At 41.1% G+C, this 23,373-nt stretch carries 20 protein-coding genes and 1 pseudogene; 10 read left to right on the forward strand and 11 right to left on the reverse strand.

What is annotated here, in order from left to right:
* Nucleotides 1–317: 317 nt before the first annotated feature.
* Entirely contained in the window at nt 318–1,679 is a 1,362-nt protein-coding gene (locus BLW54_RS15205; RefSeq protein ID WP_167358826.1) for a DUF2254 domain-containing protein, read from the reverse strand.
* A 396-nt stretch (nt 1,680–2,075) separates the two neighbouring features.
* On the opposite strand from BLW54_RS15205, the gene BLW54_RS15210 reads away from it, so the two are divergent.
* Both BLW54_RS15210 and BLW54_RS15215 read left to right on the forward strand, forming a co-directional pair.
* Nucleotides 2,076–3,026, forward strand: coding sequence for a DMT family transporter (locus tag BLW54_RS15210; RefSeq protein WP_083391550.1), 951 nt, complete (start codon nt 2,076–2,078; stop codon nt 3,024–3,026).
* A gap of 267 nt (nt 3,027–3,293) precedes the next feature.
* The gene (locus tag BLW54_RS15215; RefSeq protein WP_074735600.1) at nt 3,294–4,484 is read left to right on the forward strand and encodes a S8 family peptidase; all 1,191 of its coding nucleotides are present in this window, start codon (nt 3,294–3,296) and stop codon (nt 4,482–4,484) included.
* 278 nt (nt 4,485–4,762) lie between these two features.
* Here BLW54_RS15215 and BLW54_RS15220 read toward each other — a convergent pair whose 3' ends face one another.
* Together BLW54_RS15220 and BLW54_RS15225 are read right to left on the reverse strand one after the other, a co-directional pair.
* Nucleotides 4,763–5,614 carry a VOC family protein gene (locus BLW54_RS15220; RefSeq protein WP_074735602.1) on the reverse strand — a complete coding sequence of 284 codons (852 nt, stop codon included), beginning with the start codon at nt 5,612–5,614 and terminating at the stop codon, nt 4,763–4,765.
* A 141-nt stretch (nt 5,615–5,755) separates the two neighbouring features.
* On the reverse strand, nt 5,756–6,163 hold the full coding sequence (locus BLW54_RS15225) for a DoxX family protein (protein ID WP_035510445.1): 408 nt from the start codon (nt 6,161–6,163) through the stop codon (nt 5,756–5,758).
* 180 nt (nt 6,164–6,343) lie between these two features.
* Here BLW54_RS15225 and BLW54_RS15230 point away from each other — a divergent pair, with 180 nt between their 5' ends.
* A complete protein-coding gene (locus BLW54_RS15230; RefSeq protein WP_035510444.1) occupies nt 6,344–6,673 on the forward strand; it encodes a winged helix-turn-helix transcriptional regulator in 330 nt (109 codons plus the stop codon).
* Nucleotides 6,674–7,014: 341 nt separating this feature from the next.
* Here the strand turns inward: BLW54_RS15230 and BLW54_RS15235 are convergent, their stop codons facing one another.
* The gene (locus BLW54_RS15235; RefSeq protein ID WP_074735604.1) at nt 7,015–8,271 is read right to left on the reverse strand and encodes a cytochrome P450 family protein; all 1,257 of its coding nucleotides are present in this window, start codon (nt 8,269–8,271) and stop codon (nt 7,015–7,017) included.
* 196 nt (nt 8,272–8,467) lie between these two features.
* On the opposite strand from BLW54_RS15235, the gene BLW54_RS15240 reads away from it, so the two are divergent.
* From BLW54_RS15240 to BLW54_RS15260, 5 genes are all read left to right on the forward strand, one after another.
* On the forward strand, nt 8,468–9,100 hold the full coding sequence (locus BLW54_RS15240; RefSeq protein WP_244153526.1) for a TetR/AcrR family transcriptional regulator: 633 nt from the start codon (nt 8,468–8,470) through the stop codon (nt 9,098–9,100).
* A gap of 56 nt (nt 9,101–9,156) precedes the next feature.
* Nucleotides 9,157–9,918 (forward strand): SDR family oxidoreductase, encoded by a 762-nt coding sequence (locus tag BLW54_RS15245; protein WP_074735606.1) that lies wholly within the window; start codon nt 9,157–9,159, stop codon nt 9,916–9,918.
* Between the two features lie 574 nt (nt 9,919–10,492).
* Nucleotides 10,493–11,467, forward strand: coding sequence for a C-terminal binding protein (locus BLW54_RS15250; RefSeq protein ID WP_074735608.1), 975 nt, complete (start codon nt 10,493–10,495; stop codon nt 11,465–11,467).
* A gap of 25 nt (nt 11,468–11,492) precedes the next feature.
* Nucleotides 11,493–12,218, forward strand: coding sequence for a ribose-5-phosphate isomerase RpiA (gene rpiA, locus BLW54_RS15255; protein WP_051744207.1), 726 nt, complete (start codon nt 11,493–11,495; stop codon nt 12,216–12,218).
* The gene (locus BLW54_RS15260; protein WP_035510438.1) at nt 12,218–13,168 is read left to right on the forward strand and encodes a sugar kinase; all 951 of its coding nucleotides are present in this window, start codon (nt 12,218–12,220) and stop codon (nt 13,166–13,168) included. The genes rpiA and BLW54_RS15260 overlap by 1 nt, the downstream gene beginning before the upstream one ends.
* Nucleotides 13,169–13,795: 627 nt before the next feature.
* Here the strand turns inward: BLW54_RS15260 and BLW54_RS15265 are convergent.
* The 3 genes and pseudogenes from BLW54_RS15265 to BLW54_RS15275 form a co-directional block, all read right to left on the reverse strand.
* Nucleotides 13,796–14,611: pseudogene (locus BLW54_RS15265) on the reverse strand (lipid II flippase Amj family protein).
* A gap of 180 nt (nt 14,612–14,791) precedes the next feature.
* Complete coding sequence (locus BLW54_RS15270; RefSeq protein ID WP_074735610.1) at nt 14,792–15,208, reverse strand: DUF4181 domain-containing protein; 417 nt, start codon at nt 15,206–15,208, stop codon at nt 14,792–14,794.
* A gap of 73 nt (nt 15,209–15,281) precedes the next feature.
* On the reverse strand, nt 15,282–15,551 hold the full coding sequence (locus BLW54_RS15275) for a hypothetical protein (protein WP_074735613.1): 270 nt from the start codon (nt 15,549–15,551) through the stop codon (nt 15,282–15,284).
* A gap of 401 nt (nt 15,552–15,952) precedes the next feature.
* Here BLW54_RS15275 and BLW54_RS15280 point away from each other — a divergent pair, with 401 nt between their 5' ends.
* The gene (locus tag BLW54_RS15280) at nt 15,953–16,585 is read left to right on the forward strand and encodes an HNH endonuclease family protein (protein ID WP_074735615.1); all 633 of its coding nucleotides are present in this window, start codon (nt 15,953–15,955) and stop codon (nt 16,583–16,585) included.
* Between the two features lie 87 nt (nt 16,586–16,672).
* Nucleotides 16,673–16,915, forward strand: a complete 243-nt coding sequence (locus tag BLW54_RS15285) for a hypothetical protein (RefSeq protein WP_035510434.1) — start codon at nt 16,673–16,675, stop codon at nt 16,913–16,915.
* Between the two features lie 492 nt (nt 16,916–17,407).
* Here the strand turns inward: BLW54_RS15285 and BLW54_RS15290 are convergent, their stop codons facing one another.
* From BLW54_RS15290 to BLW54_RS15305, 4 genes are all read right to left on the reverse strand, one after another.
* Nucleotides 17,408–17,995, reverse strand: a complete 588-nt coding sequence (locus BLW54_RS15290) for a flavodoxin family protein (protein ID WP_074735617.1) — start codon at nt 17,993–17,995, stop codon at nt 17,408–17,410.
* Between the two features lie 560 nt (nt 17,996–18,555).
* A complete protein-coding gene (locus BLW54_RS15295; RefSeq protein WP_074735619.1) occupies nt 18,556–19,764 on the reverse strand; it encodes a Bcr/CflA family efflux MFS transporter in 1,209 nt (402 codons plus the stop codon).
* A 498-nt stretch (nt 19,765–20,262) separates the two neighbouring features.
* The gene (locus BLW54_RS15300) at nt 20,263–21,225 is read right to left on the reverse strand and encodes an arsenic resistance protein (protein WP_074735621.1); all 963 of its coding nucleotides are present in this window, start codon (nt 21,223–21,225) and stop codon (nt 20,263–20,265) included.
* Between the two features lie 737 nt (nt 21,226–21,962).
* Nucleotides 21,963–23,318, reverse strand: a complete 1,356-nt coding sequence (locus BLW54_RS15305) for an MATE family efflux transporter (protein ID WP_074735623.1) — start codon at nt 23,316–23,318, stop codon at nt 21,963–21,965.
* Nucleotides 23,319–23,373 lie beyond the last annotated feature (55 nt).

Consider the following 23,373-nt stretch of genomic DNA (forward strand, 5'->3'; position numbering starts at 1 on the left):
ATCGCTTCAATCCATCCGCATCAAAAAACAGGCTGACATTCGCCAGCCTGTTCGCACACAAGCCATTGAGAAAAATGACTTCCGGATACCCTATCAGGAAGTTTTCTAATATGATTACCTTAATGATCGCGTTTTCTTTTCTCATACGGTTATTTACAATGTTAGATGTAAATCGTGTCTTTATTCCAATAGTTGTTTTTCATATATAGAAGATCATAGAATATTAAATTTCCATCACTCCTATATAGGGGTCCCGCTCCGATCGCCGAAGAAATAAAAAAACTCCATTCCGCATGGCCATTCATGCTCAGGATCGCTTAAGGTGAAAACGGCATCTTTGAGGCACTTTTCGTACTGACTCGCTGCAGCATATATTCAAGCAGAAATAGATAATCCTTCTGATTACCTGTATTTTTAGCAAGCTCGGATAATTGCTCTAATATATACAGGCAATCATTTTCATACAAGCTATCCTTATCAAACCCTAAAATAGTCTGGTGCGCAAATTCCCATAGGTCGTCGTGTACCTCCTGATCCATCGTTTTACTCAATAAGGATACCATCGTTAAAAGTTCAACCATAACGGTCGAGTTCCGGTTCGCATACTCACGAATGGAGGCAAATCCTTTATGAAGGTAATAGCGAAAATCCTTTTGTTTCAATATAATTCGAAGCTCCTGTTCCTGATCAAAAAGATAGGGAGAGAAATTCGTAGACTGGCCAATGCTTTTCAACAAATCAGCAATCTGATGAATCGTATTCGTAACCGTGAGAGGGTCATTATGACCTAAAGCCTTGATGGCCACTTCCGCAAGCTTAATTAGCCCATACTCCAGGTCTTGAATTTCTGTCTGTTTAACCCCGATCTCCAGGAACTTGGAGTAGCGCTCGGGATTAACGGTTTGCCCGTATTCCCAATAAGTAAGCACAGGTGCACCTTCTACAATAAATTCTCCAATTTTGACCTCGAATCTCAGGAGGCTGTTGTCTCGATTCGCCTGTTTAATCAGCCTTGAAAAGTCAGCGACTTGAAGATAACCAGATTGGCTGCTTTTTATAATCTTTCCATCAGTCTCTGGGGGGAAGGATTCGCTCACTACCTCCCTCTCAAGATGATAAGGCTTTAATTCTTTTTCTAAAGATGCCTGCACCCATTTTGACTTAGCATTCATATTGAAACTGATATTATGAACCTGCATCCAAGTGGTTGTATGGTTGATAAAATAAATAAAGGTCACAGCAGCCGTAATAGCTGTCAGAATGGATAAGACAGGTGTCGCAACGATATACTCCTCTTCTTCATGTGTCACGTATAAGAAATTTAAGAGCACATAAATAAAACTGCCGTTAAAAATACCGAGTACGTGCTGGGTCGCTCGGTCACTAACGAAGTTCACAAGCATTTTGGAAGAAAACTGCCCGCTAAACGTCGTCAAGGCGACGAGCAGCGAGTTAATTGTAAAAGCGCTTAAGGTCAAGACCCCTCCTACCAATGCACTCAAAAGCACCTGCAGGGTCTGTCCGCTAAAACCGACCGCGGCTGGCAGATATAAGCTGACATCCACCACATAATCAAGATAAAAGGTAAAAGCGGATAAGCCGATCGCTCCAACGATATACCAAAGAGGCATAAACCAAAGGGTTGCTTTTAATTCACTCTTCCGCTGACGTCTCGACATTTTAAAATATTTCTTAATATAGTAAAAGAACCCCATACGATCACCAATCTATTCTAATGAGTTTGAATTACTTCTATTATCTACCCTGGAAAAAAGCAAACGAACCTAACTTTTCATGCTTCCATTAAAAGTATCGAAAAATCTCTTCGGTTCCTTCACCGTTTAATACCACAATAATGAATGGTAATGTCCTTTTTACTGTACCCCATTCCAATGATTACAAATCGAATTCAGCATTCAGACAAAAAAGCTTATCTTCGCTATAGATAAGCCCCTTTTTTGAAGGATTTGATGTCTTAATAAAAGGACTAAAAAAGCGTTGACAACAAAGCCTTACAAATATAGAATTGCAACAATATACATAAAAAGGAAAATGCTACAGCAAGGAGGATACCCTTGTCACAAGTTAAAAACTACACTTTGATTGGAACTATTTTTCTAATAGTTTCCGCATTGTTAACTTCCGGTAGTAATGTTTTTTATTCCAACAGAGTCCAGGGAACGAGTCCCTTCTTCTTCACTTTTATTAGCTTTCTTATTACGGCTTTATTTTTCCATGGAGTCCAACTAATCCACTCCACTCAGGAGCGGACAAAGGATAAAAAACTTTTAAAAGATATAGTTGGGATTAACCTTAGTACAGCAGGGACATTTATGAGCTTCTACTTTGCCCTTAAGTACATAGAACCTGCCATTGTTGGAGCTATTGAAATAGGGATTGGACCGCTTTCTTCCTTGGCCATCATTAGAATATTATATGGCAGCAAAATCAATAGATTAGACCTCCTTTTAGGATTGGGAGCATTCATAGGCAGTCTTTTTTTGGTTTTCAGCACCCTGCATGGAAGTTCAGGAATAGAGTTTGAATCTGCCCCCGTTGCCTTGTTAGGATTGCTCTCTTCTATACTATGTGGATTCTGCGCAGCATTAGCCGCTATCTTTTCTAAGCGACTAAGCGTAGCTCAATGGAGTTCTTCCAAAATATTGGCTCATAGATTTTATGCAATTGTGTTCTTATCCTTATTCCTTTCCATACAACAAGGGAGTATGACGCAACACCTATCTGAACATTGGTTATGGATTCTCATGGTATCTCTCATAGGTGTCACCCTCCCCCTATATTTCTTACAGGTAGGAATCCAATATTCTGAAAGCTTTTTTGTAATGATGTCCCTTTCATTTATCCCCCTATTCACTTTCGTTTTCCAATTACTGGACCCTCGAATAACTACCTCTTACCATTCATTGTCCGGTATAATAATCATTTTAGTAGTGGCACTTTTCAGTGTTCTATTGAATACCATTCGATCCAAACCAGTGACCCAAGAGAAAAGGAAGGCCGTGTAATTAACACGTCCCGTCCTTCTCTCTTTATTTCGATTCATTTAAAAATGTTACCCCCTCATTAAGCCTACTCTACAACGATCCTAGCTGTTTCCATTCCTATATTTTAGCTCTGCACGGATAGATGATGGCCGAAACTTGGGAAAGTCATCGGAAGAAACCACCTTTTAGGACACCTTATAGTCAGTTAATTTCCCAACACTTAAATAACAGGATAATAGACAGTATTTTCAGAATACTTAAAATATACTAATGAAGGAGGAGTAGAATTTGAAATTTAAAAGCCTTGCCACATTGTCACTTGCTGTTTCTATAGCCATTTTACCATCTGCAGGACAAACCTTTGCCGCCCCTCAAATTGATAGTAATCACAGAGTCGATTCATCGACGGAAGCTAAAAACGTTCAAAAAGGTGAACTGGTTGTCACTATGAAACCAGGAAAATCTCTGTCTGGAAAAGAGTTGAATCAGTTAGGCGCTACTGTTGTTGATGACCATAGCAACGTTGTCAAGACTCAACTTAAAGTACTTAAAGTTGGAAATGTGGATGCTGTGTTGAAGGCATTAAAGAACAACCCTAATGTGGAATACGCAGAGCCTAACTATACATTTAACGCGGCTTTCACCCCAGATGACACGTTATACAGCGATCAATACGGACCTCAAAATACATCTACTCCTGCCGCTTGGGATATGACCTTTGGGGATAGTAGTCAAGAAATTGCAGTCATTGATACGGGTGTGTACTATGATCACCCTGATTTGAATGATAAAACGATTCTTGGCTATGACTTTGCTCAAAATGATAACGACCCTAAAGATTTAAACGGTCACGGCACCCACGTAGCTGGTACAGCCGCGGCTGAAACCAATAACGCTACAGGTGTAGCGGGAATGGCCCCAGAAACGAAGGTTCTAGCCGTCCGAGCATTAGGAGCAAATGGTAGTGGATCCCTTAATGATATCGCTGATGCCATTCGCTATTCGGCTGATGCAGGCGCTGAAGTTATCAATATGTCTCTTGGATGTGACTGTGATTCCCAAACTCTTGAAGATGCGGTCAATTATGCATGGAATAGCGGTTCTGTCGTTGTAGCTGCTGCTGGAAACGACGGCGTTTCTACAACATTTGAACCGGCGTCTTATGAGAACGTGATTGCCGTAGGTGCTGTGGACTCTAACAATAAAGTTGCCTATTTCTCTAACTACGGTTCGTGGGTCGATGTGACAGCTCCTGGAGTAGATATTGTGTCGACAGTACTAAGAGGAAAATATGACAGTTACTCTGGGACATCCATGGCTTCCCCTCATGTCGCCGGACTAGCCGGTTTGCTTGCCTCACAAGGACGTTCAAACACTGAAATCCGTACAGCTATCGAGCAAACTGCCGACCCTATTAACGGAACAGGATCATACTTTGAGCACGGATTGATCAACTCCTATCATGCAGTAAATCACTAATTTCTTTAAAAGAATCACACACCTAGAGCCTCTGGAGGTTATCCTCCACCTCCAGGCCTCTTTTATATGTAAAAATGTGAGGATCCCCTTCTGTACCTTCATAAATATAGAAGTCATAATGATCTTCCGCCTAAACACAATAAGCGATAGCCACTAGTAGCTATCGCCCCTTCACATGAAGAAAATACGGTGATTTAATGTTGGATAAAAAATGCCATGGCCACTTTTGTTGCCTCATTAACTTGAAACTTTGGATCAAGTCTTTCTCTTATTTCCTTTCAAACAGCTAGGTGAATACCGTTTCCAGATGGATCCGCAGTCATAAAAACTCCATTCTCCTTTGTTACAGTTGCCCCCATCATCTCTAAACGAGTGACCACATTTTTTCTATATTCCTCATCGGGCAAAATCACTGTAAACGATTTCAATCCTACGCTATTTATTGGAGGTGCAGGAGCTCCAATACCAGCCCACGTATTTAAGCCAATATGATGATGATAATCACCTGCTGAGATGAAAATAGCCTGCTCACCAAATCGATTCACCACTTCAAATCCGAGGCCTCTTGTGTAAAATTCCTCTGCTTCTTCTAATTGAGAAACATGTAAATGTATATGGCCCATAATAGTACCAGGAGGAAGACCTTTCCATGATTCTTCCAAGTTCCCTGTCCGAAGAAGATCTGAAAAATCTAACGGATCGACTGTCATAGCGACCTCGCCATTTTTCCACTTCCATTCTGAAGGATTACGGTCCACATAAACCTCAATCCCATTTCCCTCCGGATCATTTAAATAAAGAGCTTCACCTACAAGGTGGTCAGAAGAACCCATTTGAATCCCCTTTGTCCTAAAATGACGTACAATATTGGCTAAATCTGAACGGCGTGGTACCAGGAGAGCAAAGTGATATAATCCTGTTGTCCCTCTCTGCTTTGGTGATGCATTTTCCTGCCCCTCCAGGGAGAGGATGCAATTTTCCCCATCGGCTGTTAACTTCGCTATATTAGTGGTTTTCTTTAGAACCTTCAACCCTATTACCTCTTGATAAAAGTGAAGGGAGCGTTCTAAATTTTGCACTTGAATTTTCACATGATTTACAAATGTTATGGGTTTACGATGAAAGGACACCGAAACTCCTCCTCGTCTATTTTTCCGATTTTCAGAAAATGCCTAATATCTGTAACAGATATTAGGCATCCCTTCAAATTCTGTTTATTGCTTTTTCACACGTTACAAAGATCCCATTCACCTTTTTTTGATAACCTCTCTTTAGGATGCCTTTTCGTTCGAATCTTGATTCGAGGAAAACATGGCCTTATCCAATGAGAGAGCTGTATTATTAGAAAGCGCTACATAAATAGACATGCCTAGTAACGCAAGGTCGAATTCATATCCATCCAGAAAGCCAGCAGAAAGTTTAACTGTAAAAATGGCCCCCAGCATAATAATGGAAAATAGATAGGCAACCACCTTTGTTCCTATCCCCAAAATCATCGCAATCCCGCCAACAAGCTCAATTGTCGCTACAAAATAAGCAAGAAATCCGGGGATCCCCATGGAGTCGAAAAATCCGACAGTGTTTCCAATACCTGCTTGGAATTTATCTAAGCCATGAACAAAAAATATAACTCCTAATATGACTCTTAGAATGAAAGCTCCTGTCTCGTGTTTGCTCATTCTTAACCACTCCTTTATCTAGTTTATTAAAGCCAAGATTTCTATAACTCCCAACTTAATTACTTTTCGTAAGTAAGTTTAATAAAATAATCTACTTATGTCAATATACAAAATTATATTAAGTAATTTTGTTACCATTTGTATGATTGTGGTAAAATAGCTGAAGAGGAGTGGTAAAGTATGAATACATCTCAACTCTGTCCTAAGTTTGAAAAGGCTATGGGCATCTTAAGTAAACGTTGGACAGGCTTGGTTATTTACCAGTTGCTTTCAGGTCCGCAACGTTTTTGTACCATTGAATCATCTATTGGAATTAGTGGAAGACTCTTATCGGATAGATTAAAGCATTTAGAGAACGAAGGAATTGTAAAACGCGAAGTGTTTCCGGAAACCCCTATTCGAATCGAATATTCATTGACAGAAAAAGGATTAGCATTAGAACCTCTTATGAAGGAATTAGAAAAATGGTCGCAAAATTGGGTAGATACTGAAGAACCCTTACAAAATTAACGGCTTGTTTTTTGACGTTTATGTAGAGAAGAGAGAAAACATGAATCTCGCAGAAAAAAACAGATTAAAATTAAATATCCTAATATGATAAGAATCAGGTGAATGATCACCTGGTTCTTTTATAAAGCCTAAAATGCTTCCTGTATTTCACAAGAGAAGCCCCTCTTCCATACCTCCATTTAATGTAGACGATCCTTTTTTAAGCCCTCCCCTCTTTTACTATGAAGAGATTCTGTTTACAAAAAAAGCGACTATCACCCATAAAATTGGTAAGTGATGGTCGCTTCACCTTTTATTTAGTTAAATATGAAGATCGTAAGTTGGACAAATAGCCTCCCTACCTAAAATTTGACGGGCAGAGAATCTAATCCCTGTGTAGACAGCGTGAACTGCCAACTGACGTCCTCCTTAGGAATGCCAAGTTGCAAGTCGGGCATGCGTCTTAGCAGTGTGGAAAACGCAATCTCTCCTTCCATGCGGGCTAATGGAGCTCCCAAACACATATGGATGCCGTGGCCAAAAGCGAGATGACGATTGATCTTTCGCGTAATATCCAGATCCTCCGACTGGTCAAACTTGCCCTCATCTCGAATGGCCGATTTCACTAAAACAAGGAGCATATCCCCTTTTTTGATCTGCTGTCCAGCAAGCTCCACATCTTCGGTGGCAAAGCGTGGGCCTACGCTTGTGGCAGGACCATTGTAGCGCAGCAATTCTTCGACGGCGGAAGGGACCAGACCAATGTCAGCCTTAAGCTTTTTTAATTGCTTTGGATGATCGAGTAGCATGAAAGTGCCAGTAGCAATGAGGTTCGATGTTGTTTCATGACCTGCAAAGATCAAGAGAGTAATCATCGATATGAGTTCCTCTTCGGTAAGTTGATCTTCATCTTCCCCCACTGCGATCAACTGGCTGATCAAATCATCGGCAGGGTTATGTCGCTTGTCATCCACAAGTTTAGCTGTATATTCTCCGAAATCTCGTAAATGCTTTGCGACCTCCGGCTCTTGTCTGCCCCAGCCTATTCCTTGGGCAATAGCCCCCGACCATACTTGAAGCTGTTTCCGGTCAGATTGTGGGATCCCGAGCATTTCAGAAATCACGTTGATCGGCAATGGATAGGCATAGTCCTTCACAATATCCATCTTCCCTTGTTCTTGAACCTGATCCAGTAATTCGTCAGCAATCTCTTGAACGCGTGGGCGTAAGCTTTCCACATATCTTGGTGTAAAAGCTTTCGACACCAGCTTCCGAAGCCGTCTGTGATCGGGTTCATCGACAAAGAGCATGGATTTTCCGGTAAAAAAAGTAGATGGAGCAGAAGAATCATCATGGCTTACAAAGTTCCCCCTGATATTTCTTCCATCAATCGAGCTCGGATCCACAGTAAAGCGAGCATGATCTTTGATCACTTGCATGGCCACGTCCATTTGGGTAACCATCCAGGCTTGACGATCCCTCTCTCCTAACGGGTTCGGTATAGGAACAACAGATCCAATCGCTCTCAATTTCGCTAATAATGGAAAGGGATTTTCGACGCTTTCACCACTAAGTAAGCCTAATACTTCATTGGGTACGACTTGCTCCGAATTTTTCATGTCGACCTTCCTCTCAAAAAATAAAATGGTTTAGTATGGGTGCAGGGATAAGGTTAGTCATCATCAACTCCCCATCTCAAAAAAACAGATCAACGTACAACATCGACCTTGTATTCAAATAACCTCAACTTGTTATGTACGTTTACATCGAGTATAATGTCAGTGTATGACAAAAGTCAACGGAGGAATTTTTTAAATGAGTGACAGTAAACCTTCTCAACATGAAGAAAAAAAAACAACCAGCTTGAGGGAACGTAAGAAGCATCAGGCTAAAGCAGATATTGAAGAAGCAGCACTTCGGCTCTTCCATGAAAAGGGATATGAGCAAACCTCTATCCAGAACATTGCCGATGCAGTAATGATGTCTTCCCGTACTTTCTTTCGCTATTTTGCTTCCAAGGAGGACGTGCTCTTAGGGTTCATTCGTAAAGCGCAAAGGGACGGAATTCGTTCGCTGAATCAAATAGAAACAACAGCATTACCACACGTTGCTCTTAGAGAGGTCTTTGAGTCCCTGGCTATTGAGTATCAGAAACAGCGGTCCAATCTTCAGATTCGTTATCAAGTGGCCATGCAAACCCCTTCTATCTCTTCAATGTTTCTCTATAGCCTGTTGGAATCTGAGCCAGCCATTTGTGACGCGCTTTACTCCCGCCTTGAGAATGCCAATGTTAACGAGATAAGATTCCTTGTCGCCATCTATATGGCTTCTTTTCGTGTATCTGTAGAAAAATGGCTGGAAAATGAAAAAAATAGTGATCTCGTTTCATTATTAAACGATCATTTAGACTACTTCTTAACTATGCCTATTGGTAACAATCGGTTGTAACAGCGGATTTTTAAAACCAGTATGAGTAAACGACTAAATAGGAGGGGATTCTTCTAATGAAATTACAAGATAAAGTGGCTGTTGTCACAGGGGCAGCGTCAGGCATGGGAAAATCCATTGCCGAACTCTATGCGAAGGAAGGAGCAAAAGTCATAGTAGCTGACCTAAATAAAGAAGGGGCCCACAAGGTTACAGAAGAGATTACCAGCCAAGGGGGATCGGCTAAAGCTGTTCAAATGAACGCCGCAACCTTACATGATATCGAACATATGATTGATACAGCAGTCCATGAATTTGGAAGGTTGGATATTTTAGTGAATAATGCAGGAATTATGGACGGGTTTGAACCGGTAGGAGATATTAGTGACGAAAAATGGGATTTACTGTTTGATATTAATACAAAAGGAGTCATGCGTTCCATGCGCAGGGCGATCCCAATCTTTTTAGATCAAGGAAAAGGAGTGATTATTAATATCGCGTCAACTGGTGGATTGAATGGGGCTCATGCCGGCGCAGCTTATGGAGCCTCCAAACACGCAGTAATGGGGCTTACGAAGAACACTGGGTACATGTATGCAAACAAAGGAATTCGCTGTAACGCCATTGCACCAGGGGGAGTTCAAACAAATATTGGCTCCTCTATAAAAAATATTAACGAATTCGGTGTGGAGCGTACGAAAGCAGTACAAAGTGTAATGCCGAGAACGGGGGAAGCAGAAGAAATTGCACAGGTTGCCCTCTTTTTAGCTTCTGATGAATCGAGCTTCGTAAATGGGACTGTTATCGTAGCAGATGCAGGGTGGACCGCAGCGTTTTAAAGACCTCAGCCGTTTTACAATAACCCTTCCAGCGGAATAATGTCTTTCATTTAAAAAAGCAGGGCCACTGAGGACCCTGCTTTTTTAAATCCACCTTCTTTCTTTGATCTAATAGGCTCGTGTACCTGACATTCCACAAAATTTGTATTCCCTCCAAGTCCCAAATAGCTGCAAACCTCCCTAATATATAATCGTAGTCTGGGGAAGCACCGAATAATTTTAGCCCTTTCTACATTTACAAGAAAAATTCTTTATGTATAATACTAACTAAGAAGAAATATTTTTTCAAAATTTCAAAATTAAACAGTAGTCGAATCAAACGTCTATATGACAGAGAATCGCAGGCTGGGTTAACCACATTGAGAAAAAGCTCTCTCAACTCGGGCTCTTTTGTATCCGCTTACAACAGAATGCAAGCAAAGGTTTATAATGTGGAAGATGGGAACATGAAGCTGAGCCCGGAAATGATAGATAAATAAGGATAATAAACTCTGCGATTTTATTCTCTGGATCAACTTCCCCCTGCTCAATATCGCCAGAGAAAACTGATACATACCAAAGAGGAGAGATGATCATGAGTAAATTCAAAGTCTTAATTGCTGATTATACTTACAGTACGTTAGAGCCGGAAAAAAAAGTGCTGGAAACGGCAGGTGCCGAAGTGATTACGGCCCAGTGCCGCACCGAAGAAGATGTCATCGAAGCTGCCCACGGAGTCGACGGTATCATCTGTCAGTATGCCCCGATCTCGAAAAAGGTGATCGACCAGTTAGCTACCTGTAAAATTGTTGCCCGTTACGGTGTGGGCTTTGATACGATTGATGTTCCCGCCGCTACTGAAAAAGGCATTATGGTAACGAATGTGACCGATTATTCCCTGGATGAAGTATCCAACCATGCGTTTGCTCTCCTAATGGCTTGTGCAAGGAAAGTGGTCCAGTTAAACGAATCGGTCCAAAATGGCAGATGGGATTCAAAAGTAGCCAAACCGATTTACCGACTTCACGGTCAAACACTCGGGTTAATTGGATTCGGCAACATTCCACAGAGACTCGCTCTCAAAGCAAAAGCGTTTGGATTAGAGATTCTCGCTTATGATCCGTTTGTATCCAATGACTTAGCGAAAGAATTAGGGGTGAAGTTGGTCGACCTACAACAATTGTGTGCTTTATCTGATTACATCTCCGTTCATCCGCCGCTGAACAAACACACGAAAGGCATGGTCAGTGATGAACAATTTAGAGCGATGAAAGAAAGTGCCTATATTATCAATACCTCACGGGGGGCGGTAATTGATGAACCCGCATTAATCCGTGCTCTTGAAGCGAATGAAATTGCCGGTGCCGGTCTCGACGTACTGGAAACGGAACCAATGGCAAAGGACAATCCTTTGCTGTCCATGCCGAATGTCATCATTACCCCCCATTCTGCCTACTATTCGGTGGAATCAGAACTCGAATTAAAACAGAAAACCGCACAGAACGTGGCCGATGCTTTATCCGGCAAAGAGCCAGCTTATCTTGTGAATAAGGATGTCGTTCACGCCTAGTTACACCGAAAGTGAGGAGAACTTAATGTCCGAACAAACCTATTATGAAAAATTGATCACAGCAAATGATCGTGGCAAAAAAGCAGCTGGCGAGAACGCCGTTAATTATATCGAGGATGGAATGACACTCGGATTAGGGTCCGGCTCTACGGTGTATTGGGCTCTTAAGAAACTTAGTGAACAAGTAAAGCAAGGATTAAACGTCAAAGGTATCCCTTCTTCTAAACGGACAGAAAGCTGGGCGAAGAATCTCGGGATTCCGCTCACAACTTTTCACGAGATACAGGAACTTGACCTCGCCATTGATGGGGCAGATGAAATCGATGCGAACCTTCACCTGCTTAAAGGAGGCGGTGGGTCGCTCGTCAGAGAAAAGATTGTCAACACAGCTTCCAAACGAGTGATCATTATTGCAGATCAATCGAAAAGAGTGGCTCAGCTTGGAAACCGGCCGCTGCCTGTGGAGGTCCTTCCGTTTGGCTGGGAAGTCACCGCCAAAAGAATTTCCCACTTGGGCGCCCACATCACATTAAGGGACAAAGAAAATCAGCCGTTTATTTCGGATAATGGCAACTATATTCTAGACTGTCAGTTTCCACTGATTACTGATCCTGCTGAACTTCATAACACACTGATTCAGCTGGTAGGTGTTGTGGAAACAGGGTTATTTGTTGAGTTAGCCGATCGTGTAATATTAGGACAGGACGACGAGCTTCATTACTTGGAGAAACCTAAAGGAGGTCAGCGATAATGGATGTGATTACGATGGGCGACGCGATGGTTGCCTTCAATCCAACCACCCATGGGCCGATGCGGTTTGTCTCCACGTTTGAGAAAAAAGTTGGAGGTGCTGAGCTGAACACAGCGATTGGCTGTGCCCGGCTCGGGCTTCAGTCCGGCTGGATCAGTGCGTTGGGAAAAGATGAATTCGGCCGCTTCATCCACCATTTTGCTCGAGGCGAAGGCGTGGATGTCTCCGAAGTTACCTTTACGAAAAACTATCCGACTTCCCTGAACTTCAAGGAATTCCGAGGGGATGGACGGATTAACACTACCTACTACCGCCACCCTTCCCCATTCTTAGCTCTTTCGACAGAGGATGTCAATGAGAATTACATCAAGAGGAGCAAAATTTTACACCTCACGGGGTTATTGCCTGGCGTGGATGCAGAACACAACATCCCCATTATAAAACAAGCAATCGCGCTTGCGAAGAAACATCACGTGAAGGTGTCTTTTGATCCGAATATCCGCTTGAAACTATGGACGGAGGAAAAAGCCCGAACCCATCTTGCCGAACTCTTACCAGACGTTGATATTCTTCTTGCCGGCAAAGAAGAAATGGAAATCATCCTGGGGACAGAGGATACAGACGAGATCATCGAGCAAGCCAAAGAGCTGGGGATCTCTTATGTTGCCCTCAAGAAAGGTGCAGCAGGTTCAGTCGGTTATCATGAGGGAGAAACCATCGAATCTCCTCCGATCCCGCCGAGCCAGGTCGTCGACACCGTGGGTGCTGGAGACGGTTTTAACGCCGGCATTCTGTATGGCCTCATTCATGATTGGCCACTCAAGAAAACCCTCCATTTTGCTAACTTGATTGGATCGAAAGTGGTGAGTGTGAATGGGGATAATGAAGGTCTACCGTTTCTCGAAGATTTGCTGATGGATATAGAGGGAAAAGATAGAATCGATCGTTAATACATAAGGAATAATATAGTGACCTTCCGTATTAAATACATGTCTAAAAAAGTGGAAAGGATCGCTTTCGTTCTTCATAAAAGCGGGCATGGTTCATACTCAATTCGACCCATTCATCCTTTTCGTGATGGGAATGGAGGACTAGGAAATCACCGTTACCATCCACAATAATCATTGTTAATGGGTCGCATTTATTTCTAACTGCTTCCCTCTTCCCATCCCTCTCCTTTCCCCAAAGGTTTCAAGTGTATCTTCTGATCTTCTGCCATGCCCTAGATAAAAAGAAAAGCTGAAAATCGTTTCATTGATTTTCAGCTCCACCCTCGTTTCTCGAGAAATCGAGATACTTAATTAACAAGTCGATACCTGTTCAATATTACAACTATACATCATTCAGTCCTTGTCGTTTAACTCTGCGACCAATTTATTTAAAAGATAAAGGCCTCTAAATAAGCAGCCAGTGATTATTCCAAATGCCATAATTCCTCCAAATAGTGGTCCAGCCATCATTAGTTCCCAACCTAGTAAAGCTGATAAAAGGATAGAGAAAAATAAATACAACCTAATACGATCCTTCCTATGTCATAAGTAGAACTTCTACAACTGCCAGCTGAATAAATTCCTGTTTCAAACGATAAATTTAGTGAACCACGCAATGTATGTGGCACCTGGAATAAACAGAAATTGAGCCAGTATTGTCCCTAGCAACCGCGAAGTGATCATCATAAGCGACACATTCTTTAATGTTAAATAATCCCCTCGCTTATTAATGACGTCATCTGCCATCACTGAAATTCTCGGATCTACAAACACAACCAGCAAAATAGTAGCGATTCCATTGATTAACCCCGACGCCATTATGGCAGTAGAAGCTCTTTCCGGGGTTAAAAGAGCCGCATACAAAGCTGATAAACCCCCTATTGTATAAATAACCGTTACAATCATATTTATCAAAAATAATCTTTTGGGAATATGAGCGAATGAAAAACCTTTTAAATACGTTCTATTCGGAAAATGCATCTGATTTAAGCCACGTTTCATGTAGTCCAGTGAAAAAATGGTCCTAAATAATGAAGGGACCGATCCACCTTGTTTGGAAAGATGGATAATAGACCTTGAAAATAGCGCCACAAAAGTCGGTAATAAAATAATGCCTACTATCGTGCCTATCGTAGAAGCACCGATAATACCCCTATACTGGTTTTCTACAAAAGATAGAGTATTTCAGCCTGGAGCTGTATCAACCAAACTCCCTGTAAAGGGTTGCTGCATCATATTAGCCATTCTTGAAACAATCACCATTAAATTAAATAAAGACAAAGCAGATGCAATTAACCCTACTCGCGCTCCAGATAACCGTACGGCATAAGCCAGGGTTTCAATGGTATGGATAACTAAAATAAATAAAAAAATATATATGACTTTTTCCGTTAGAAAATCCAAGTTACACCCTCATTTCAATATCTGCTGGTAACGTGGAATTTTTAACATAATTTGGAGACCATTTGTGCTGATAAACAAATATTTAGAACATGTTATTTTAACTTAAACCCAAAAAGGACGATCATCTTTGTTTTTAAGCTTCATCACACGTTACTTTCATAATGTTTACTTTCTCATCACTTATACTAATCCAAAAAGATCAGTTTGTAATAATGTAAAAAACAATAGGAGAACAAATATTATTTGACTAATTGTGAACTTATAAGCATTAGGATTTTCTGCATATTTTCGTTCCATAACTGCTCTAACCGTTTCAGAAACAACCACAAAAATAATGATTAAAAACCACGGTTGTATAAGCCAAAAATTTTGCGTAAAGCTTATAGGAATAGTTAACAAAAGACTGATCATTGTAATAATTCTAATAGTCCAATCGATTTTTTTATGTTTTTCGTTAACATGGTTATATGAAAAAAAATTATTTCTCTCTACATTTAGCCACTTTCTCATTATTTTATTAAATGCTAACCAAAATAATAAAATCATAACTACCCACAATGTCAATTTTGGCAAAAAGACAGGCTCTGCACCATACATAAATTCACGCCCCCTTCCCTGAATTTACTATATTTATATCCACCACGGTTTCCGATTCCTGAATAAGCTTTTATTAAACATTTAATAACTTTCTTATTTCGTTTGGATCTTTAGGAGCCACAATAAAACCATTTGTTTCATGACCGGTATACAAGAGTATGCTTTCTTCCCCTGCATTTCCAAGCAGAAGATGTAAACCTTGGGTACCACCCTTTTCATAACGAATCATTATATCGTGATCAGGGGTTTCTTTCATTACATCCACAGCTTGGCTTGATCCTTTTGCATTTTCCATCACTTGTTCACAAGCTGATATCGCTTCTTCTTGGTTAATCGAAAGCATATCGTTTTCATTTAATCCTCCATAACCATTCTATTTCTTCATTTGAGATGGGCATGCCATTAAAGGAACAATACAAAAGGCTAAGAGTAATAATAACTTCCTCATAATAAATCTCACCCCATGAACCACCTTTAAAATTATCCACGATTTACATTTTATTAACTAACAGGAAAACTAATCCATGTTACCATTACAAGTGGAAATACATTTTTAATTTTTACTCTTTGTACTCCCTCTTTATAAAGAGACTATTAATCTCAATTACATTTCAAAGAGGTTCAAAACTTATGAAGCCTCCCCTTTCCCATTCCGAGCTGAATGAAAGCATTCCTTTGGTATTAGCATCTCATTCATTAAAGGAAAAGAGATGTTGGTATAAAATAAATAGAGGAGGATTTTCTATGTTTAAGAAATCATTGATGTTTATCTTTGCATTGGTCCTGTTCTTTGCCGGCTACCAATTTGATGTACCAACGGCCTCTGCGTTTCCACCTGAGACACCGTCCAAGTCTGCCGCCCAATCTCAGTTAGACACGCTGACTGTGAGGCCCGAAGGCTCTATGAGCGGCTATTCCCGCGACAAGTTCCCGCATTGGGATTATCAGGGTAATGGCTGTGACACCCGCCAGTTGGTGCTCCAGCGTGACGCCGACTACTATTCCGGAGATTGCCCAGTGACATCAGGTAAATGGTACAGTTACTATGACGGGGTCACCGTGTATTCGCCCTCCGATCTCGACATCGATCACATCGTCCCTTTAGCTGAAGCATGGCGTTCCGGGGCCAGCAACTGGTCCACGCAGAAGCGCGAGGATTTCGCCAACGATCTCAATGGTCCACAATTGATCGCAGTCACCTACAGCACCAACCGCTCCAAGGGCGACCAGGATCCTTCGACCTGGCAACCACCACGTTACAGCTCCCACTGCGGTTACGCGAAATGGTGGATAAAAACGAAGTATAGTTGGGATCTGACACTGCAACCATCTGAGAAATCCGCGCTCCAAAGCATGCTCAACACTTGCCAATACTAAGTTTTTTCGTACGTCTGCAAGGGCTGTCAACGGCTGACCGGCAGTACTTGCAACACATTCACCCAACAACAGAAGGGGGCCATTCGAATGGAAGAGAAATCAACGACCTTCACCGCAACCCATGGTGTCATGACTACTGAGGTCGGCGTGATAAGCGGGGATCTCGAACTGCGCACCATTTGTGATGACAATGGTATACTCTCGCTAACCATTACTTATGTTGGCGCTGAGGAGTGGTACACTCTACCAGGTAAAGAGTACCGCTTGCACGATCTGCGTGATCACGAGGTTGTCCACCGTATGCTGGCCACCGTGCTTGAACGTCCATGATACGAACACATCTCGTCAAAGCCCTCATAGGCTAAAATAGATCCAAAATTGGCATGCGCTTACCTTTAAGAATCTTACATTAAAAGAACCCTGTCATTTACTATTTTTCGTTGATTGTACAATGTCGGGGTTATGACAAAACACCATGGACATTCTATGAGAATTTTAATTGTTTCAAATCTAATACAGTATCAATTTTCCACTATAGAAAAAAGATGCGACTCTTTGTTTAGAGTCGCATCAGATCATTAAAATAACCTTTGTATATACACCCTAATAACAAAAATTCATCTTTAATTCTTTTGATAGATGGCTGTGAAGATAGGGAATCTTTAATCGGTATATCTCTTCTGCAACCAGTTCAGCCATTTGCTCGCACCTTTTTCTTGAGAATGCGTATTGTCAGTGACACCTTCCGGATATTTAGGGTGTTCGCCTTCTGCCCAACCAGATGAAGAGATCTTACCTTCAGGTCCAAGCTGATTGTAAAAATCAATACTTCTTTCCGTTATTTTTTTGCCTTCTGGATTTCGTTTGGGAACTTAACCATTCTCCTAGCTTTTGCGCATCTTCCAAAGCTTTCTTGTCATTTAAAATATCATTAGGTTTAACTCCTTCTCCTAGGACATATCCCTTATAATTCAATCCAATGAACTGACAAATGTACATAAATTGCTGAACAAGCGGTAGTCCTTTCACATGGGGATTATCTCCTCCAACTGCAATAATGTAGGCTTGTTTCTGACTCATTTTCTCTTTAAAGTTTGGATAATTTTTATCTCTTACCGTTTGAGACCACCGATCGATAAAACGTTTCATCACACTCGTCATGCCATACCAATAAATCGGAGTAGCAAAAATCAAAACCTCACAATCAAGGATTTGATCTATCATTTGATCATATTCATCTTCTACAGGGGAAAATCCCTTTTCATCATGCCTTTGATCAATAATATCCTTAAATTGATACGTCTTAAGGTCAATTTTAGTTACGTCAGGTAAGCTTTTAATCACTTCTTCGGTTAACCTCTCTGTATTCCCTTGAGATCTTGTACTTCCATAAATGACGCCTACGTTCATATAAAAACCTCCTCATATTCATTTCATTTTTTTTACATTTCTTTTATCTGTTTTTAACCATAAGTACGATTGAACGGAATCATTGTCACCATTAAACTCTTTTTGCTCATGAACTCATTAAAGGTAAGCCCAACGATATTTCAAACAAAACATCTCTAGATTGACTTTCCATTTACGCTCTACTTTCTCTTTTCAACAAACAATAGTAGAAGTGTCGATAATGGGCCCAATACTAGAGAAAGCAAAAACCAGTTTAGTCCCGTTCTATTCTTTCCTTGAGCAAGCGCTGCATTTATCAAAGCCAAGGTTCCCCAACCTACAAAATATTGTTGGTCCATATTAATTTCCGCTCCAATTTTATATCATTCATATAATATGTACGAAGAAAAATACTTTTCGTTTCATTCTTCTCGGAAAGAACTTAAGATTTGAGCCTATTGTTAAAGACTATGTTTTGATTTGGGGAATAATAACGGATCAGCCCCGCTCTATTTAAATGATAGCGAAGCAAGGGCAGTCACCGTATTTTATGCTTCCTTGGGCTAAAGAAGAAATATCAATCATGCATGTGCATGCTCTCTTTTTTCCGTCATAGTAAAAAATAAAGTAGCTCCAATTGATGCCGTCACAAACAAAATAGCCCCCATTGGTACAGCAGTCGTTTCATTAAGACCGACCAATGGAGAGACAGCGGCGCCAAATAACAAGGGCAGCATCCCCAGCACGGCACTGGCACTCCCTGCTCTGTGGCCTTGATGCTCCATCGCCAGGGTAAACGTACTTGTTAAAACCATTCCCATCGCTGTCATATAAATAAAGATAGGGATAACTATGGAATACAGCGGCCCTTCAATGATTGTCATCACTAGTAGGAAACCTGTGGCACTTACAGCGATCAGGACAGCGCTCCGAAGCAAACTTCTTTCGTGGAAGATACCTCCTAGACGCCCTACTAAAAAGCTTCCTGTAATTATCGCCAGGCCATTAATACCGAATAAGACACTAAATACCTGAGGAGATACGTTGTAGATTCCCTGATAAACGAAAGGTGTTCCAGATACATAAGCGAAGCTACCCCCATGGACAAAACCGATAGTCAGGGCGTAACCGATAAATGAGCGGTCTTTCAGCAGGCGGCCAATGGTAAGGATCGATTCTTTTACAGAGCTCGGAATCCGTTTTTCTATTGGAAGAGTCTCCGGTAATTTTCCTGCCACTGTTAAAACGATTATTACCCCTACGATACTTAAAAAGAAGAAGATCGTCTCCCATGTGGCGAATGGTAAAAGCAAAATTGCTCCCCCTGTCATCGGTGCAATCATCGGAGCAGTCGCATTAATCACCATGAGTAAGGCGAAGAACTTGGTCAATTCCCTTCCCGAAAACACATCACGCACTACGGCTCGTGAAAGGACGACACCCGCAGAAGCCGTGAAGCCTTGGAGAAAACGAGCGATGACGAGCACAATGATATTAGGCGCAAGCGCACAAAAAAGGGACGCGACTGCGAAGAGGGAAAGGAAAATGAGTAGTGGTTTCTTCCTCCCCTGCGAGTCACTGATAGGGCCAACGACGATTTGCCCGACGGCAAGTCCAATTAAACAGGTCGTTAAGCTGAGCTGAACTAGTGACGCGTTTGTTTCTAAATCGGATGCGATCCCCGGAAAGCTGGGAAGATACATATCGATGTTTAATGGCCCTAAAATACCAAGCATTCCGAGAAGAAATGCGAGCCCAATTCTCTCTTTCCCTTTTGGATTATGTAACATGTTTAAACACCTTCTTCTATTTTTTCTATTATTTAAAGACCTTTGAGTATAATTTCCAAGATCTTCAGGCTGTTAAACTATGATTTTATCTTTATTCACCAAGGAAGTCTATTCATAAGCACAGATAAACCTCTGACCTGTTCGGAGCAGAGGTTTCTGATTTACTAAAGACATGGAACATAGTCATTTTCTTTCTTTTTTTCTCGACTCCTATGAACCCCTTCCTATACATGATTAAACTACCACATAACGATCCTAACTCCCTAGTACCCCCACTGTTAAAAGTGAAACAGTAAGGCTTAAAAGAAGTGAAAAAATCCAGTCCTTTTTACTGATTGTCTCCAAGAAAAGCTTTGTTTTTCCAAGATTAGTCACCTCATCCCCCTTCAATTTATCAAAGACTCTATATCAAGGTAAAATAACAAAAGTGTAGCGTGGCACTTGTTATTGAACAGCCACAAACACCAATTCTTTCTTAAGGATTGCCCATCTATCCCTTTATTTATCACGCAATAAAAAATTGGGTACAACGCGTATGTAAACAAGTTCACTTATTAGTTCTATGATCGTTTGGGTAATAATAACAGCGGCAACCACATTCCCTATCTCAGGTAGAGCTAAAGCAAGTGGTAGAACAACTAGTGAGTTCCTTGTTGAGCCACTAAAAATGAGTGCCCTACCTGACTTCGTTTCTAATTTAAACCATGTGGCTACATATTTACCTATGATGGGCATTATCGACATAAAAACAATGTATAAAGGAATCACTTTTATCACATGGTCCACGTATGTAGGCAATTTAACGATTTGAGAAGCCACAATGATAAAAAGAGTCAAAGCCATTAAAGGAACAGGTAACCAAGCAGAAACGTCCAATACCTTTGTTCCCAAAGCTCCCCTTTTCGCTACGAGTTGTAATAATAAAGCAACCCCAAGAGGTATAATAATCAAACCAAAAAACGCTTCAAAAAATGGTAGAGGCTCCACAATTCCTGCAGCCTCTCTCCCCATAAACACCCACAAATACACGGGTAGAAATAACATTTGCGTGATAAACAAAAGGGGAGTAGCGGTTAAAACTAGTTTTTCATCTCCTTTACCTAAAGAAGTAAACACGATGACGTAATCAATGCAAGGAGTTAATAGTACTAAATAAAAACCGATCAACAGTGTTGGACTCTCGGGCAAAAATTGAGATAACAGCCAAACCACGATAGGTACAATAATAAAATTAATTGTTAGTAAGGCTTTCAAGTATTTTGGATCTCCAAATGCTTTTTTCAATGACGTAAATGGAATCTGAGAAAACATACTATACATCAACAATGCAATAATGGCAGAAATTAACGATCCTAAACTTTCAGCGTATAAAGGCGTGAGAAAACCAAATATGGTTGCTATTATTAAACTAATCATATAAAACCACACCTGATTATTTTCAAGGTTTTCTCTAGTAAACACTCGTCTCCCCCTTTTCTTATATACAGGTACCCTTTTCCTTGATTTGATCATAACAATCGGACCATGTTAGACATTTACAGGATAATCCCTTTTGGATCATCACATCCATTTGTCTCTTCTTTTCTTCTAATTCTAAAACATTTCCATTCCGCCATGCGTTTCCAGTTTTCGATGGTTACTAAATCCCTCTACCAGCCACGCCTTTTACCACTTGAACGCTCAGGTTCAGGCAGGATCCCAATTACCACGTTTTAACTTAAAGTGTACTTTAAGTATGATGCATGAGCAAAAAAAGGGCCATATAGTACTCGCTGGATTCATAGGAAATAATACTGGATTTGGAAATGGGATCCCGCTGTAGACGATGTGTAAAATAAGAGTCGCTATAATCATTTCATTTCCTAATAAGCCCCAACCTATAAGGGTAGAATGGATTTGCATCACAAACAATAGAATGATACCTAACTCGATTCCTTTTTTAATCGTTGATCAATAACAAGTTGAATTACTTCGGAGGATTGACGATAGACAGATAACATAAATTTGCTCCGTTTCAACCTACTCCTTTGATAATAAGTGCACTTTTATTTTCATAAACGGCTTCTAAACCAAAAATGGGCGATCATCCTCTCTTGGATAATCGCCTCTATTCTTTAATACTTGAGTTTAAGTTAGGTTTAATAACCTTTCTACTTCAGCAGATTACTATACAAGAAAAAATTCCACTAAAGCATCCTCTACCGAAGTAAAAACCTGGCTTTATAAATATTGCCTACCACATGTTTTCTTGTGAAAAAGAAGAGAAGCAAAGCAACCATCATTTCCGCAAGCGGGAGTGCGAGCCAGACACCAGCGATGCCTATGAGTTTTGGCAGTCCCCATAGCAGGATCAAGATAAAAACAAAGCTTCTTAATAGAATGATGATAACCGATGGACGAATTTCGCCGATGGACTGAAAATAAGTCATGTAAACGAAGTTAAACCCAATGAAAAGATAACCGACGAAAAACAACCGAATTCCCTGAACTGCCAATTTACGAACTTCTTCTAAGTCAAGTCCAAAGAGTGAAACGAGAAAGGGAGCAGCGAGCAGACCGGTGATAAGGAGAATCCCCCCAAGCGTGAATGCTGCCTTCTCACCAATCTTCACACTCTCTTTGATACGGACTTTTTCTTTCGCTCCGTGATAGTAGCTGATCATCGGCTGCAGTGCTGACTCTATGCCAAAAAACGATAGAAACATGAAGCCATGCAAATAATTAACGACTGAAAAAGCGGCGACACCTTCCGTACCAAGCAAGCCGACAATCGCCAGGTTGTAACCGGCAACAAAGACAAGAACTCCTGCTTCTGCAAGGAAGCTCGGGAACCCAATGGAGAAAATGCTTCCAAGCGTATGCCATGACCATTGGAAGGAAAGCTTCCTCAAATTTGAATACTTTTTGAAGAAGTGGAGCAAGAGAACGAGTAACCCGACGGCGCTTGCGAGGACAGTGGCAAGCGCCGCGCCAAAAACACCTAACTCTAGAATGAAAATCATATAGTAATTCAACCCAATATTTACGACTGCTGTCATGCCAAGAGCGAACATCGCCAAAGTCGGGCTTCCATCATTGCGAACGAAGATGCTGAGCAACTGCTGTACAGAAATCAGCCAACCGAGCAGAAAAAGAACCTTCAAGTAGTCGACGGTATGGGAAAGGGTAGAGGCGTTTGCTCCAAGCAAATTCGCAATCACCTCTACGTTAAAGTAACCGATGACTCCGATGACGAGCAAAAGCACCAATGAACTGGCAACGGCTAGCGAGAATACGCTTCTCGCCTTAATCCTATCTTCCTCTCCAATACGGATCGAATATATGGTCCCCCCACCGATACCGATCCATAGTGCGATTGAGAAAATCAGCGAGAACACTGGCATAGCGAGGTTGACTCCAGCAAGCCCTTCAGATCCTACCCCGTTACCAACAAAAACTCCATCGATCAGGATGTTCACCGACATCAGCATCATCCCTAATAAAGATGGAAATAAATATTGAAAAAACACTTTTTTAACTGGTTGATGTTTTAAACTTTCATGAGTTCCATTCATCTATAATTCCTCCTGCAATTTCTCACAAGAGAAAGTATAAACCTTCAAGTAGCTT

Origin of the sequence: Halobacillus karajensis, assembly GCF_900108515.1 — a bacterium.
Taxonomy (GTDB): Bacteria; Bacillota; Bacilli; order Bacillales; family Halobacillaceae; genus Halobacillus; species Halobacillus karajensis.